We start from the raw sequence: 14,037 nt of genomic DNA on the forward strand, positions 1-14,037 counted from the left end.
TTCCTCCGTTGTCAGCTCTGGCAGAGCGTTCTCTTACTCCACCATTAATAATTTATACAGCGGTTGATTATCTTCAACCAAATCGGCCAGCGTGTAGTGATCAAGTTCCATCAGAAAACTGTTCACGGCCTTAGAGAGTGCCTGCTTCAAACGGCAGGCAGGGGTAATATGGCAAAATGCGCTGCTGCAGTTCACCAGCGTGAGCGGTTCCAGCTCACGCACGACGTCACCAATGCGGATGGTATTAGCAGGCCTGCCCAGGCGAATGCCGCCGTTTTTCCCTCGAACAGCCGCGACGTAGCCCGCCCGGCTTAGCTGGTTGATTATTTTGACCATGTGGTTGCGGGAAACCCCGTACACTGCCGTCACTTCAGAAATATTGGTCATTCGCCCTTCCGGTAGCGACGCCATATAGATCAGGGCACGCAATCCGTAATCGGTGAAACTCGTTAACTGCACATCAACCTCAGGATAAAGGGAAAAACGGGGGATACCAGTTGGTATTAACATTATTGATGATAAACCAGCCAGAGAGTAAGCAGCTAATTTATTTGAATAGAAGAAGTGAAAAGAGGGCAAGCAAGCCCGGCAAGCAGAGTGCCGCCGGGCAAAGTCACATCACATTACGCGTCAAACGGATCGCGCAGGATCATGGTTTCGCTGCGGTCAGGGCCGGTAGAGATAATATCAATCGGCACTTCGGTCAGCTCTTCGATGCGCTTGATGTAGTCCAGCGCCGCCTGCGGCAGGCCGCTGCGCTCTTTCACACCGAAGGTGGTTTCAGACCAGCCCGGCATGGTTTCGTAGATCGGCTCGATACCTTCCCAGTCGTCAGCGGCCAGCGGCGTGGTGGTCACTTCGCGGCCGTCCGGCAGACGGTAAGCCACGCAGATTTTCACCTCTTTCAGGCCATCCAGCACGTCCAGCTTGGTCAGGCAGAAGCCGGACAGGGAGTTGATCTGCACTGCACGACGGATCGCAACGATATCCAGCCAGCCGGTACGACGACGACGACCGGTGGTCGCGCCAAACTCGTTACCCTGCTTGCAGAGGAACTCGCCGATGTCGTCAAACAGCTCGGTTGGGAACGGACCCGCGCCTACACGGGTAGAGTAGGCTTTGATGATCCCCAGCACGTAGTCCACGTAGCGCGGACCCAGGCCGGAGCCGGTCGCCACGCCACCGGCGGTGGTGTTGGAGGAGGTCACGTACGGATAGGTACCGTGGTCAATATCCAGCAGCGTACCCTGCGCACCTTCGAACATGACGAAATCGCCACGCTTGCGCGCCTGGTCCAGCAGATCGGAAACGTCCACCACCATGCCGGTCAGGATGTCGGCAATCGCCATCACATCGTCCAGCACTTTCTGGTAGTCAACGGCGTCGGCTTTGTAGAAGTTCACCAGCTGGAAGTTGTGATACTCCATCACTTCCTTCAGCTTGGTTGCAAAGGTCTCTTTGTCGAACAGATCGCCAACGCGCAGGCCGCGACGGGCCACTTTATCTTCGTAAGCCGGGCCGATACCACGACCGGTAGTGCCGATCGCTTTCGCGCCGCGCGCTTTTTCACGCGCCACGTCCAGCGCCACGTGATAGTCGAGGATCAGCGGGCAAGCTTCAGAGAGCAGCAGACGTTCGCGTACCGGAATACCACGCTCTTCCAGGCCTTTCATCTCTTTCATCAGCGCAGCAGGAGAGAGCACCACACCGTTACCGATGATGCTGGTCACATTGTCACGCAGAATGCCTGATGGAATAAGATGGAGGACGGTTTTTTCACCGTTGATTACGAGAGTGTGGCCTGCATTGTGACCGCCCTGATAGCGAACCACATATTTAGCACGTTCAGTAAGGAGATCGACGATCTTACCTTTGCCTTCGTCACCCCATTGGGTGCCCAGTACGACGACGTTGTTACCCATTTTTCAAAATCACCGTTTGCTTAAAAAAGGATTCTACCATCGCTTTTTCTGATAATCAGCACTTTTTGTCGGCAAATTTCGGCCAATCTGCGTGCTATTTCTCTAGCCAATCGTTTTCCTCAACATATAGTAGATCACGACCCCGGCAACCACTAATCCTCCGCCGAAACGGCGTAACATGTTATCCGGCAGCAGAGCCAGCGAGGCGATCATGCGTCGCCACAGGCGCGGATAGAGCATCGGTCCCAGCCCTTCCAGCACCAAAACGAGTGCCAGCGCCAGCCAAATGGTGGAGTTCATTATGCGTCCTTCAAAAGAAAACCACCGTCTCCGGAGGATGACGGTGGTTTAGTTAGCGTAATTACAGCTGCAGGCTTAGCGCGTAACCGTTCCTGGCGTTTTCATATAGCGGAAGAAGTCGCTATCCGGGCTGAGAACCATCACATCCTGATTGCTCTGGAAGCTGCTCTCATAGGCACGCAGGCTACGGATAAAGGCGTAGAAGTCCGGATCCTGGCTGAATGCATCGGCAAACAGCTTAGCCGCTTCCGCATCGCCTTCACCGCGCAAGATGCGCCCCTGACGCTCGGCTTCTGCCAGCGTTTTAGTCACTTCGTAATCAGACGTCGCGCGCAGTTTTTCTGCCGCTTCCTGGCCCTGTGAACGGTGACGACGGGCAACCGCTTCACGCTCGGCACGCATACGGTTGTAGATCGCCTCAGAGACTTCACTCGGCAGGTTGATCTGCTTGATGCGTACATCCACCACTTCGATACCCAGCGCAGCCATACTGTTCGGGTTCACGACCGGCACCTTGCCGTTCGTCTCCGCCGTGATGCGCTTAGCCGCTTTGGCAATTTCATCGTCAGCGGCTGGTGTAGCCACTTCATCTTCCGTGCCAGCAGAGCCAGAGTTCAGCGCGTCACGCACTTCCAGGGTCAGACGACCGCGGGAGTCGGTTACGATGTCCTTCACGTCGAGACGGCCGATTTCAGAACGCAGACGGTCAGAGAACTTACGTTTCAGCAGCACTTCGGCTTGGGAGACGTCACCGCCGCCGGTTGCCAGATAGTAGCGGCTGAAGTCGCTGATGCGCCATTTGATATAGGAGTCAACGATCAGGTCTTTCTTCTCTTTGGTCACAAAGCGATCGGCCTGGTTGTCCATGGTCTGGATACGCGCGTCCAGCGTTTTAACCGCCTCAATAAACGGCAGCTTAAAGTGCAGGCCTGGCGTAAAGACCAGGGGTTTGTTCTCATCGTCACGCAGCACTTTACCGAAGCGCAGCGTGATGCCGCGTTCGCCCTCTTTCACAACAAAGATTGAGGTGTAGAGCACTACCAGCACGATGATAATTATCGCAATTACAGACTTACGCATCGTTATTCCCCCTGACGCTGGTAGTCGTTACGCTGTGCGTTAGCACGGCGTTGGTCCATGATGTCACCCTGGCCAGCAGACGGTGCGTTACTGGTGCTCGCGCTGGTGTTCGACGCAGGCGGCAGGCGCAGCAGGTTATTCGCCCCGCTGGTATCGCTCTTTGCCGCAGGCGCGCCGCCTTTCAGCATCTGATCCAACGGCAGAACCATCAGGTTACCGCCCTTGTCGTTAACCAGCACCTTGCGGGTGTGGCTCAGCACTTTTTCCATGGTTTCAATATAGAGACGCTCGCGGGTAATTTCCGGGGCCGCTTTATACTCCGGCAGGAGCTTAGCAAAGCGCGCCACTTCACCCTGCGCTTCCAGAACGGTCTGGGTACGGTAAGCACGCGCTTCCTCAAGGATACGCTGCGCCTGGCCGTTAGCACGCGGCTGAACTTCGTTGGCGTAGGCTTCCGCTTCACGAATAGACTGCTGCTCGTTCTCACGGGCGGCAATGGCATCGTCAAACGCGGCCTGTACGGCTTCCGGCGGACGAGCGGCCTGGAAGTTGACGTCCAGCAGGGTAATACCCATGTTGTACGGGCGAATCGTCTCTTCCAGCTCGCGCTGGGTATCGCTACGAATCACGGTACGGCCTTCGGTCAGGATACGGTCCATGGTGTATTTGCCGATCACGCCACGCAGGGCGCTGTCGGTGGCCTGACGCAGGCTGTCGTCAGCGCTGGTCACGCTAAACAGGTAGCGCTCAGGATCGGTTACGCGATACTGAACGTTCATCTCAACGCGCACCACGTTCTCGTCAGAGGTCAGCATCACGCCGGAGGCCGCCAGTTCACGAACCGACTCCACGTTGACCGCCGTCACGCTATCAATAAAGGTCGGCTTCCAGTTCAGGCCTGGCTCCACCAGATGGCTAAATTTGCCGAAACGGGTCACGACGCCGCGCTCCGCCTCTTTGATGGTGTAGAAGCCGCTGGCCGCCCAGAAGATGACGAGCGCAACCGCAACGATGGTCACAATGCGTCCACCCATACGGCTGCGCGGGCCTGGCGCAGCGCCACCACCGCCGGAGCCGGTTCCTTTGCCACCGCCAAAGCCGCCCAGTTTCTTGCTCAGCTTGCGAAAGATATCATCTAAATCAGGAGGCCCCTGATCGCGACCGCCTTTATTTCCATTTCCCCCAGAGTTGCCGCCTTGATTATTGCTGCTTCCCCACGGGTCGCGGTCTTGTCCGTTGTTACCGGGCTGGTTCCACGCCATGTATGTGCTCCATATTTGTTATTCGTTATCCCCTGGAGGGGAAATGTCTTCAGGCAAGCCGCCAGGTCAGACTACGTAGTCAACCAATGCAGGTTCTTGTTTACAGAGGCGACGCCAGTCAACGATCGGCATACGTACTTGCAGACCCAGACTGCCGTCCTCCTCCATCCACTCTTTTTCTATCGCCTGAAGCTGATAAAACCGGCTTCTTAACCGCCCTTCCTGCGGAGGCAGATGCAGCGTGTGCTGGGCAACCTCCCCGGAAAGACGCTCGGTTAGCGCCTGAAATAACAGTGGTACACCCGCTCCGGTTTGCGCTGACAGCCAAACCCGAATCGGTCTGTTTTCATCGTCCCTGTCGATACGCGGTTCGAACTCGTCCAGCATATCGATCTTGTTCATGACCAGCAGGGTCGGGATCTCGTGAGCATCAATCTCTTCGAGCACGGTATTCACCGCATCAATATTTTCCTGTAGACGGAGGTCGGCGGCATCGATCACGTGCAGCAGCAGCGTAGCCTCGCGCGTCTCCTGCAGGGTCGCCTTAAACGCAGCAACCAGATCGTGCGGCAGGTGGCGAATAAACCCTACCGTATCTGCCAGCACCGTCTCGCCGACGTCAGCGACGTTAATTCGGCGCAGGGTCGGATCCAGGGTGGCAAACAGCTGGTCCGCAGCGTAGACCTGCGCTTCGGTGATCTGGTTAAACAGCGTCGATTTACCGGCGTTGGTGTAGCCTACCAGCGATACCGTAGGGATATCCGCTTTCGCGCGCGACCGACGCCCCTGCTCGCGCTGTTTGCTAACGCGCTCAAGGCGCGAGAGGATCAGAGTGATACGGTTACGCAGTAAACGACGGTCGGTTTCGAGCTGGGTTTCACCCGGACCACGCAAACCGATCCCGCCCTTCTGACGCTCAAGGTGGGTCCAGCCGCGCACGAGGCGCGTTGCCAGATGGCGCAGCTGCGCCAGCTCAACCTGCAATTTCCCCTCATGGGTACGTGCACGTTGCGCAAAAATGTCTAAAATGAGTCCGGTGCGGTCGATAACGCGACACTCGCACAGCCTCTCCAGGTTTCGTTCCTGGGCTGGGGTTAGGGCATGATCAAAGAGCACAACCGATGCACCCGATGCTTTAACGGCGTCCGCTATTTCAACTGCCTTACCTTCACCAACAAAATATTTTGGGTGCGGTGCTTTACGGCTACCGGTAATCACCTGCATTGCGTCGACGCCAGCTGAAGAGACCAGGGATTCAAACTCCTGGAGATCTTCCATATCTTTGTCTTGCGAAAAATAGATGTGTACCAGCACCGCCTGCTCACCGGCATCATAACGGTCAAACAAGCGTAAACCCTCTTAGAATACCAGCGGGGAACACCTGGCTCCCCGACATGGAAAACAGCAAAAAACCTTATTCGGTCTCTTCGCTGTCCTGTTGTGATGCAGAAGAACCCTGCGCGTTGCTGCTATGGTGATAGTTACTGGTGCCGCCACCGGTGTTGTTACTGTGATGAGAAACCGGACGCGACGGGACAACAGTAGAAATTGCGTGCTTATAGACCATCTGACTGACCGTGTTTTTCAACAGGATCACGAACTGATCGAAAGACTCAATTTGACCTTGCAGCTTAATGCCATTCACCAAATAAATAGAAACCGGAACGCGTTCCCGACGCAGCGCGTTCAGAAACGGGTCTTGTAAAGATTGCCCCTTAGCCATTCTATCTTTTCCTTATATGCTTGTTTTGTACTTTGAACCCGAAGGCCCTGAAAACTGCGTAAAATTTTGCGCACGATCCGATGTAATTGTACACATTCAGTCTGCGTTAGCACCAATAACCTGTAATACTTCATTTCGCGCCTGTTCTGGCTTTTCACTGTCGAGCCAGTGAACGCCCTCCCAACCGCGAAGCCAGGTTATCTGGCGTTTCGCTAACTGTCTCGTCGCGCAAACACCTCGATAAACCATTTCATCATATGAGATCTCGCCTTCAAGATAGGACCACATCTGGCGATATCCCACACAACGAACGGAAGGCATGTCCGTATGCAAATCTCCACGAGCAAAAAGCGCCCGCACTTCTGCTTCAAAACCTGAAGCCAACATCTGATGAAAACGCTGCTCAATTCGTTGATGGAGCAGTTCACGGCTCGCCGGGGCGATGGCGAACTGATGCACCTGATACGGCAGAGCTTCTCCTGACGTTTGCGTCAGTTCCGTTAAAGTTTTACCCGAAATGAAAAAAACTTCCAGTGCCCGGGAAAGCCTTTGCGGGTCGTTGGGATGAATTCGTGCACTCGCTAGCGGATCTACCTCTGCCAGCTGCTTGTGCAGCGCTTCCCACCCCTGCTCTGCCGCCATCTGTTCAATTTTAGCTCTTACTGCGGGATCCGCCGAGGGCAATGGCGATAAGCCCTCCAGCAGCGCCTTAAAGTAGAGCATGGTTCCCCCCACTAACAGGGGGATCCGACCTGCGGCGGTAATCTCCGCCATCTCGGCCAGCGCGTCGCGGCGAAAATCAGCCGCGGAGTAAGCCTGCGCCGGATCGAGAATATCCAGTAACCGATGGGGCGCTGCCGCCTGCTCCTGGGCGTCTGGCTTCGCCGTGCCAATGTCCATCCCCTGATAAATAAGGGCAGAATCGACGCTAATCAACTCTACTGGCAAAACTTTACGCAGCGCGATGGCCAGCGCCGTTTTCCCGGAGGCGGTTGGCCCCATTAAAAAAATTGCCTTAGGCAGGCTCGCCTTAGCTATATCAGTACTTACGTCAGTCATCTTTCAGGGCTTTCATCGCCGGGGTGATATCAACACATTGTAACAAACCGCCCGGCGGCGCGTTTACCAGATGCGGGCAAAGCCGCTCAACGTCAGCTAACAGCGCCACGGCCTGCGCGATATTCCACTGGGGACGTTCGCTGGCCAGCCGGCGGGCAATCCACTGGGCGCTCTCTGCTACGCTGAAGGTCGTCTGCTGCGCCAGGTAGCCTATCAGTTCAGGAATCAAGATTTGTAAATTTTGTTGCCGTAAGGGTAAAGGCACTGCGCGAATGGTCACATGATGCGCATCTGACTGAAACTCAATGCCCATTTCACTCAGCATGGTGGCCGCCCGCGTTAACACGGCCCGCTCTTCAGCCGAAACCTTGAGCCGCACCGGGATCAGCAGCGGCTGGCTGCACGGCGTGCCCTCCACCGGTAACAGCTGCGCCTGCTTGAGCCAGCGTTCGGCCACCATCAGCGACAGCACACAGAGCTGGCCTTCACGATCCAGCAGCGCACAGTTGTCATTAACGATGGTCAGTACGCGACCAAAGCTCTGGCTACGTGAGGCAGGCAGCGGTGCGGCGGTTTTCGGCGCGGCGGGTGCGGATGCAGCGTCCGGCGTCTCCAGCAGCTTGCGGTAGAGTGCCCCCTGCTGCTTTTGATACCCCGGCTGGGCGTTGGGCCAGCCTGCGCCACCTGCGCTGCTCGATCCACCGCCCTGACTTCCCGACCCGCCGCCCTGGCTGCGCGGCTGCGCGGCTGGTTCAGCGTAGCGCGGGGCAGCCGGTTCACGCGCGGTGGGCGGCTGGGCAAACTGGTTTTTCCCGGCGGCGATGCGGTTTTCCGGCACCTGACGCGGCGCGGGTTCGTCCGCCAGCGCCAGCGGCGCAGCGAGCTGCTGCTGCAATACGCTGGCTACGCCCTGGTAGATAAAGTCATGCACCAGCCGTGACTGGTGGAAGCGCACCTCGTGCTTGGCGGGATGAACGTTAACGTCCACCTGATGCGGATCGATCTCCAGATAGAGCACAAACGCAGGCTGCTGATCCGCGCCCAGCTTGTCTTCACAAGCCTGGCGAATAGCATGGTTGATCAGCCGGTCACGCATCATACGGCCGTTGACGTAGCTGTACTGGATCTCAGCCAGCGCCGCCGTGGTGGCTTTCGGATCGGCAACCCAGCCGCGCATGGCTAAATCGCCGTGCTGCCACTCAATCGCCAGCGCCTGCTCCATAAACGGCAGACCGCAGATGGCCCCCAGGCGGCGTTCCTGCTGCCCACCCGGCGGCACGGCGCGGTACTGGCGCACCATCTTACCGTTGTGGTTCAGGGTGATCGTGACGTCGAAGCGCGCCAGCGCGATGCGGCGGATCACCTCATCAATATGGCCGAATTCCGTCTTTTCCGTGCGCATAAACTTGCGGCGCGCAGGGGTGTTATAGAAGAGATCGAGTACTTCAAGCGTCGTGCCGGGGGGATGGGCGGCGGGCTTCACCGTTACCGCCATCTCCCGCCCTTCGGCATAGGCCTGCCACGCCTCCGGCTGATCGGCGGTGCGGGAGGTCAGCGTCAGTCGCGAGACCGAGCTGATACTGGCCAGCGCCTCGCCGCGAAAGCCCAGGCTGACAATGGCCTCCAGATCGTCCAGCGAGGCAATCTTGCTGGTGGCATGACGCGCGAGGGCCAACGCCAGCTCATCTTTACCGATGCCGCTGCCGTTATCCCGAATGCGGATCAGCTTCGCTCCGCCGCGCTCAATGTCGATATCGATGCGGGTCGCGCCCGCATCAAGGCTGTTCTCAACCAGCTCTTTCACCACCGACGCAGGGCGCTCTACCACTTCGCCAGCGGCGATCTGGTTCGCTAGCTGCGGCGGCAAGACCTGAATCGGCATGAAATCTCCTTAGTTAAAAAGGCCGCTCCCCGGCGATCCGGCGCTGGCGGTCTGTGCTGCACCACCCTGCGGCGCGGACTGCATCGGATGCGCCTGGAAGTAGCTTTGCAGACCAGCGTAGATGGCTTCCGCCAGCTGCTGCTGATAGTCATCGCTGTCCAGCAGGCGCTCTTCGCTGCGGTTGCTGATAAAGCCGGTCTCCACCAGCACCGACGGAATATCCGGCGAGCGCAGCACGCCAAGGCTGGCATGTTCTGGGCGGCGCTTGTGCAGCGAGCCGATACGCGACAGTTGGGTGAGCATATTGGTCGCCACATCATACCCGACGCGCTGGGAATGACCGAACTGCAAATCGAGAACCGCCTGGCTTAGGTAGGGATCGGACTGGCTGTTTGCCAGCACGTCACCCGCCCCGCCCAGCAGCTCAGACTGCTTCTCGTGCTGCTCCAGCCAGCTCGCCATTTCGCTGTTGGCGCGGCGGTTAGAGAGTACCCACACCGAGGCACCGGTGGCGTCACGGTTTGGCGCGGCATCAGCGTGAATAGAGACGAGGAAATTGGCGTTTTGTTTCCGTGCCACGTCCGAGCGTCCCATTACCGAGATAAAGTAGTCCCCGTCGCGGGTCAGCACGCCCTTAAACATCGGATCGCTGTTCAACAGGGCACGCAGCTTACGCGCCACGGAGAGCGTGATGTTTTTCTCACGCGTGCCGCCGGGGCCGATAGCGCCAGGATCCTGGCCGCCGTGTCCGGCATCAATGGCGATGATCACCTTGTCACCCGAGGCAGAGCTGGCGCGCATGGCCGGACGCGTCACGGTGTTGCTGTTAGTGACGCTGGTCACCCGATCATTTTCATTTTTAAACGGGTTACGGGCAGGCTCTGCTGGCCGTGGCGCAACTGCAACTGCTGGCGTCTCAACGCGTTTCGCGACAACCGGCGGCGGAGGCGGAGGCGGCGCGTCGGCATCAATGGTAAACACCACCTTGTAGTTCGCGCCGTTCTGCTGTTTTACCGCCCGGGCTTTGCCGTTTTCAGTGAGATCGACCACCAGCCGCAGCGACTGGTTATCTTTCGGCGTCCCGGAACGAATGCTCTTTACCAGATTATTGCCGCTGAACTGCAGCGGCAGGCCCTGAATCACACCGGTCTGTTTGATATCCAGCGCTACGCTGCGTTTGCCCTCCTGGGAAAACGCGTACTCCGGATCGCCCATAAAACTCAGCGTGATACGGGCCTGGTCATCGCCATTGGAGACCTGAATATCCGACAGACTTGCGGCGGTAGCCTGCGCGCTTAGCGCGACAAGCGCGGCCAGGGCCCAGCATTTTACGCGACTGATCATCCCGTCATCCTGTAGTTACAAGTGCATAGTTACAAATGCATAGTTACAAACGCACAGTTACAAACGCGTCAGTAAAGACTCACCCGCAGAGGAGACAGCGGCAATGCGCGCCTCTCGCCCCTGGGCCTGGTATTCTAAATGGATTTCGATATCCGGCTCGGGCAGCACGCCCGAACCCTGCTGCGGCCACTCGACGAGGCAGATGGCATCGTTGGCAAAATAGTCACGAATGCCCATAAATTCCAGCTCTTCAGGATCGGCGAGGCGGTAGAGGTCAAAGTGGTACACCATCAGCTTATCGAGGGTATAGGGTTCAACCAGCGTATAGGTTGGGCTTTTGACGTTCCCCTGATGGCCCAGCGCCTGCAGGAAGCCCCTGCTTAGGGTGGTTTTACCCGCACCTAAATCACCGTACAGGTAGATGACGGTTGCGCCGTTGCAGGCCTGCGCGACGCGCTCGCCCAGCGTTAAGGTTGCCTGCTCGTCGGGCAGAGGGATCACTCGATTAATCATGGTCTACGTCAATCACATCCGGGTTAATAACACGCATCAGCGCAGAAAAAAGATCGGTTGCCAACATCCCACGGGTGCCGTAACGCGCCGCGCGATAGTCAGCTGCCGCGCCGTGCGCCACACAGCCCACGCAGGCGGCTTCATACAGGGAAAACGACTGCCCCAGCATGGCACCAATGATGCCAGAGAGCACGTCTCCCATCCCTCCGCTGCCCATCCCGGCGTTGCCAGCATCCACGATGCCAATATCGTCGTCTGCGCTGGCGACGATGGTGCCCGAGCCTTTCAGCACGACCACGCCACCGTAACGTTTTACCAGACGCTGAGCAGAAAGTAAGCGATCGCTTTCAATTTCTGCCACGCTACAGTTAAGCAAACGTGCAGCTTCGCCAGGGTGCGGAGTGATAACGCGATTGTGACGTTTATCGGGATTGATTGCCAGAAGGTTCAGCGCGTCCGCATCCCACAGCATGGGTTTGCGAAAATTCTCAATTTTTTGCAGCGCCTTTTTGCCCCACGGCTGCTGGCCGAGACCGGGACCGATCACCACCACGTCCGCCCACTCAAGGCTCTCTTCCAATAGCTTTTCCGTAAGCTCGTGCACCATCAGCTCCGGACGGGCGGCGATCAGCGGGGCAATATTCTCGACGCGCGTCAGGACGCGCACCAGCCCTGCCCCTGCCCGCAGCGCCGCTTCGCCGGTCATGCGTATCGCCCCGGCGGTGCCGTGGTCGCCTCCGACAATCACCAGCCGACCATTATCGCCTTTATGGGATGTGGGACGACGCGGCGGCAGCCACTGCGCAAGCTGGGAGGCCTCCAGACGGTGAATCGCTGTCTCCTGAGCTGCGAGCCAGCCCTCCAGCCCCAGGGCGTGGTGGTGAAGGGTGCCGGTGACGTCCCGCGCTTTTCCGGTGAGCAGCCCAGGCTTCAAGGCGATAAAGGTCACCGTATGCGCAGCGTTGATTACTGCGCCGGGGGTTGTCCCGGTCTGGGCATGTAGCCCGGAGGGGATATCCAGAGCGATAACCGGGGCGGCATGGTCATTAGCACGCGTAATAAGGCTTGCGGCTGGCTCGCGCGGGGCGTCGGTCAAACCGGTGCCCAGCAGGCCGTCGATAATCAGATCGATCCCTTCTGGCCAAGCGCTGTCCGCAGCATGGATCTCACCGGCCGCGTTCAGCCAGGCGGTACGCGCCTGCTCCGCCTCTTCCGGCAGGGGCTTATCGCTCTCCAGCGCCAGCAGCGTCACCTCCATACCCGCCGCCTTTGCCAGCCGCGCCACCACGTAGCCGTCGCCGCCGTTATTACCGTGGCCGCAGAGGATCAGCCAGCGGCGTGATTGCGGATACGCAGCGCACGCGACGCTGAACGCCGCCTCCCCGGCTCGCTGCATCAGCTCAAACAGCGTAATCCCCAGGCTATCCGCCGCCTCTTTTTCTGCCTCGCGCAGCGCCTGCGCAGGCCAGACAGAGTGTGGTATAGTGGTACGGTTATTATTCAGTCTACTTTTCAACGTATGGTCCGTCATGTCACAGCCCCTCGATCTCAATCAGCTAGCGCAAAACATTAAGCAGTGGGGCACCGAACTGGGGTTTCAACAGGTCGGCATTACCGATACCGATCTCAGCGCCAGCGAACCCAAACTCCAGGCATGGCTCGATAAGCAGTACCATGGCGAAATGGCATGGATGGCACGCCATGGCATGATGCGCGCCCGGCCGCATGAGCTGTTACCCGGCACATTGCGGGTGATCAGCGTGCGCATGAACTATCTGCCGGCCAATGCCGCCTTTGCCAGCACGCTAAAAAATCCTGCGCTCGGTTACGTTAGCCGTTACGCGCTGGGTCGTGATTACCACAAGCTCCTGCGCAACCGCCTCAAAAAACTGGGTGAAACTATCCAGCAGCACTGCGTTTCGCTGAATTTTAGACCCTTTGTCGACTCCGCGCCGCTGCTTGAGCGTCCGCTGGCGGAAAAAGCCGGACTGGGATGGACAGGTAAGCACTCACTTATCCTCAATCAAGAGGCTGGCTCGTTCTTTTTCCTCGGCGAGCTGCTTATCGACCTGCCGTTGCCCATCGACCAGCCGGTTGAAGAGAAGTGTGGTAAATGCGTGGCCTGCATGACCATCTGCCCGACCGGGGCCATCGTTGAGCCCTACACCGTTGACGCCCGCCGCTGCATCTCCTACCTGACGATTGAACTGGAGGGATCGATTCCTCCCGAGTTCCGGCCGCTGATTGGCAACCGTATCTACGGCTGCGATGACTGCCAGCTTATCTGCCCGTGGAACCGTTTTTCCCAGCTCACTGACGAAGAGGATTTTAGCCCGCGTAAGGCGCTGCACGCCCCAGAGTTAATCGCGCTGTTTGGCTGGAGCGAAGCGCATTTTCTCAAGGTCACAGAGGGATCGGCTATTCGCCGTATCGGTCATCTACGCTGGCTGCGTAATGTTGCAGTGGCGCTGGGTAACGCGCCCTGGGACGAGGCAAATATTCAGGCGCTGGAGCAACGCCGAGGTGAGCACCCACTTCTTGAGGAGCACATAGAATGGGCGATTGCGCAGCAGATAGAGAAGCGAAACGCCTGTGTGGTAGAGGTACAGCTTCCGCAGAAGTTGAGGCTAGTCAGGGTGGTTGAAAAAGGGCTGCCGCGCGACGCCTGAGCTTTCCACAGGGTGTGCATAAAAATAAAAAAGTATTGCGATTCAATACGGAGAAATTCGTCAAGCGATCGCATTAACATTTTGAAATAATATTTTATCCATATAATTCAGATAGTTATAAAAATATTATTTACATTGTTAACATTTATGCGCAAGAAGGGATGGTGGTATCCTTGTGGATAACTCTGTTTACAAGAATATGTCAAAACCGAAATAAAACGATGCCAGCAGGCGTTTGCGCTGTGGATAATTTATTCAGAAGAGAAAATTTGGAGCGGGAAAC

General features: G+C 57.6%; 13 protein-coding genes. 1 reads left to right on the forward strand and 12 read right to left on the reverse strand.

Annotated elements, in window-relative coordinates:
• Window positions 1–33: 33 nt before the first annotated feature.
• The 12 genes from nsrR to nnr all read right to left on the reverse strand — a co-directional run bounded on the left by nsrR (window position 34) and on the right by nnr (window position 12,616).
• Window positions 34–459: a nitric oxide-sensing transcriptional repressor NsrR gene (gene nsrR, locus EV102420_RS02785; RefSeq protein ID WP_042388535.1), complete on the reverse strand. Its 426-nt coding sequence runs from the start codon at window positions 457–459 to the stop codon at window positions 34–36.
• A gap of 164 nt (window positions 460–623) precedes the next feature.
• A complete protein-coding gene (locus EV102420_RS02790) occupies window positions 624–1,922 on the reverse strand; it encodes an adenylosuccinate synthase (protein ID WP_042388538.1) in 1,299 nt (432 codons plus the stop codon).
• Window positions 1,923–2,024: 102 nt separating this feature from the next.
• The gene (locus tag EV102420_RS02795; protein WP_042388541.1) at window positions 2,025–2,222 is read right to left on the reverse strand and encodes a DUF2065 domain-containing protein; all 198 of its coding nucleotides are present in this window, start codon (window positions 2,220–2,222) and stop codon (window positions 2,025–2,027) included.
• A gap of 75 nt (window positions 2,223–2,297) precedes the next feature.
• Window positions 2,298–3,302 (reverse strand): protease modulator HflC, encoded by a 1,005-nt coding sequence (gene hflC / locus EV102420_RS02800; protein ID WP_042388545.1) that lies wholly within the window; start codon window positions 3,300–3,302, stop codon window positions 2,298–2,300.
• 2 nt (window positions 3,303–3,304) lie between these two features.
• The gene (gene hflK / locus EV102420_RS02805; protein WP_042388546.1) at window positions 3,305–4,564 is read right to left on the reverse strand and encodes an FtsH protease activity modulator HflK; all 1,260 of its coding nucleotides are present in this window, start codon (window positions 4,562–4,564) and stop codon (window positions 3,305–3,307) included.
• A 66-nt stretch (window positions 4,565–4,630) separates the two neighbouring features.
• Window positions 4,631–5,911, reverse strand: a complete 1,281-nt coding sequence (gene hflX, locus EV102420_RS02810) for a ribosome rescue GTPase HflX (RefSeq protein WP_042388548.1) — start codon at window positions 5,909–5,911, stop codon at window positions 4,631–4,633.
• Window positions 5,912–5,978: 67 nt separating this feature from the next.
• Window positions 5,979–6,287, reverse strand: coding sequence for an RNA chaperone Hfq (gene hfq, locus EV102420_RS02815; RefSeq protein WP_042388550.1), 309 nt, complete (start codon window positions 6,285–6,287; stop codon window positions 5,979–5,981).
• A 96-nt stretch (window positions 6,288–6,383) separates the two neighbouring features.
• Window positions 6,384–7,346, reverse strand: a complete 963-nt coding sequence (gene miaA, locus EV102420_RS02820) for a tRNA (adenosine(37)-N6)-dimethylallyltransferase MiaA (protein WP_042388552.1) — start codon at window positions 7,344–7,346, stop codon at window positions 6,384–6,386.
• Window positions 7,339–9,228, reverse strand: coding sequence for a DNA mismatch repair endonuclease MutL (mutL, locus tag EV102420_RS02825; RefSeq protein WP_042388554.1), 1,890 nt, complete (start codon window positions 9,226–9,228; stop codon window positions 7,339–7,341). The genes miaA and mutL overlap by 8 nt, the downstream gene beginning before the upstream one ends.
• Window positions 9,229–9,237: 9 nt before the next feature.
• Complete coding sequence (gene amiB, locus EV102420_RS02830) at window positions 9,238–10,572, reverse strand: N-acetylmuramoyl-L-alanine amidase AmiB (protein WP_042388557.1); 1,335 nt, start codon at window positions 10,570–10,572, stop codon at window positions 9,238–9,240.
• A 57-nt stretch (window positions 10,573–10,629) separates the two neighbouring features.
• Window positions 10,630–11,085 (reverse strand): tRNA (adenosine(37)-N6)-threonylcarbamoyltransferase complex ATPase subunit type 1 TsaE, encoded by a 456-nt coding sequence (tsaE, locus tag EV102420_RS02835; protein ID WP_042388560.1) that lies wholly within the window; start codon window positions 11,083–11,085, stop codon window positions 10,630–10,632.
• Complete coding sequence (nnr, locus tag EV102420_RS02840) at window positions 11,078–12,616, reverse strand: bifunctional ADP-dependent NAD(P)H-hydrate dehydratase/NAD(P)H-hydrate epimerase (protein WP_042388563.1); 1,539 nt, start codon at window positions 12,614–12,616, stop codon at window positions 11,078–11,080. The genes tsaE and nnr overlap by 8 nt, the downstream gene beginning before the upstream one ends.
• Between nnr and queG the strand changes: the two genes are divergently transcribed.
• The gene (queG, locus tag EV102420_RS02845) at window positions 12,615–13,754 is read left to right on the forward strand and encodes a tRNA epoxyqueuosine(34) reductase QueG (protein WP_042388565.1); all 1,140 of its coding nucleotides are present in this window, start codon (window positions 12,615–12,617) and stop codon (window positions 13,752–13,754) included. The two genes, nnr and queG, sit on opposite strands and share 2 nt — an antisense overlap.
• Window positions 13,755–14,037 lie beyond the last annotated feature (283 nt).

The sequence above is a fragment of the Pseudescherichia vulneris NBRC 102420 genome (genome assembly GCF_000759795.1).
GTDB classification, from domain to species: domain Bacteria; phylum Pseudomonadota; class Gammaproteobacteria; order Enterobacterales; family Enterobacteriaceae; genus Pseudescherichia; species Pseudescherichia vulneris.

Excerpts from the sequence above, each read along its gene's own strand:
- EV102420_RS02790 (WP_042388538.1), bottom strand. The coding sequence starts at position 1,922 with ATGGGTAACAACGTCGTCGTACTGGGCACCCAATGGGGTGACGAAGGC.
- amiB (WP_042388557.1), bottom strand. The coding sequence starts at position 10,572 with ATGATCAGTCGCGTAAAATGCTGGGCCCTGGCCGCGCTTGTCGCGCTA.
- hfq (WP_042388550.1), bottom strand. The coding sequence starts at position 6,287 with ATGGCTAAGGGGCAATCTTTACAAGACCCGTTTCTGAACGCGCTGCGT.
- miaA (WP_042388552.1), bottom strand. The coding sequence starts at position 7,346 with ATGACTGACGTAAGTACTGATATAGCTAAGGCGAGCCTGCCTAAGGCA.
- hflK (WP_042388546.1), bottom strand. The coding sequence starts at position 4,564 with ATGGCGTGGAACCAGCCCGGTAACAACGGACAAGACCGCGACCCGTGG.
- nnr (WP_042388563.1), bottom strand. The coding sequence starts at position 12,616 with ATGACGGACCATACGTTGAAAAGTAGACTGAATAATAACCGTACCACT.
- queG (WP_042388565.1), top strand. The coding sequence starts at position 12,615 with ATGTCACAGCCCCTCGATCTCAATCAGCTAGCGCAAAACATTAAGCAG.
- hflC (WP_042388545.1), bottom strand. The coding sequence starts at position 3,302 with ATGCGTAAGTCTGTAATTGCGATAATTATCATCGTGCTGGTAGTGCTC.
- EV102420_RS02795 (WP_042388541.1), bottom strand. The coding sequence starts at position 2,222 with ATGAACTCCACCATTTGGCTGGCGCTGGCACTCGTTTTGGTGCTGGAA.
- mutL (WP_042388554.1), bottom strand. The coding sequence starts at position 9,228 with ATGCCGATTCAGGTCTTGCCGCCGCAGCTAGCGAACCAGATCGCCGCT.
- tsaE (WP_042388560.1), bottom strand. The coding sequence starts at position 11,085 with ATGATTAATCGAGTGATCCCTCTGCCCGACGAGCAGGCAACCTTAACG.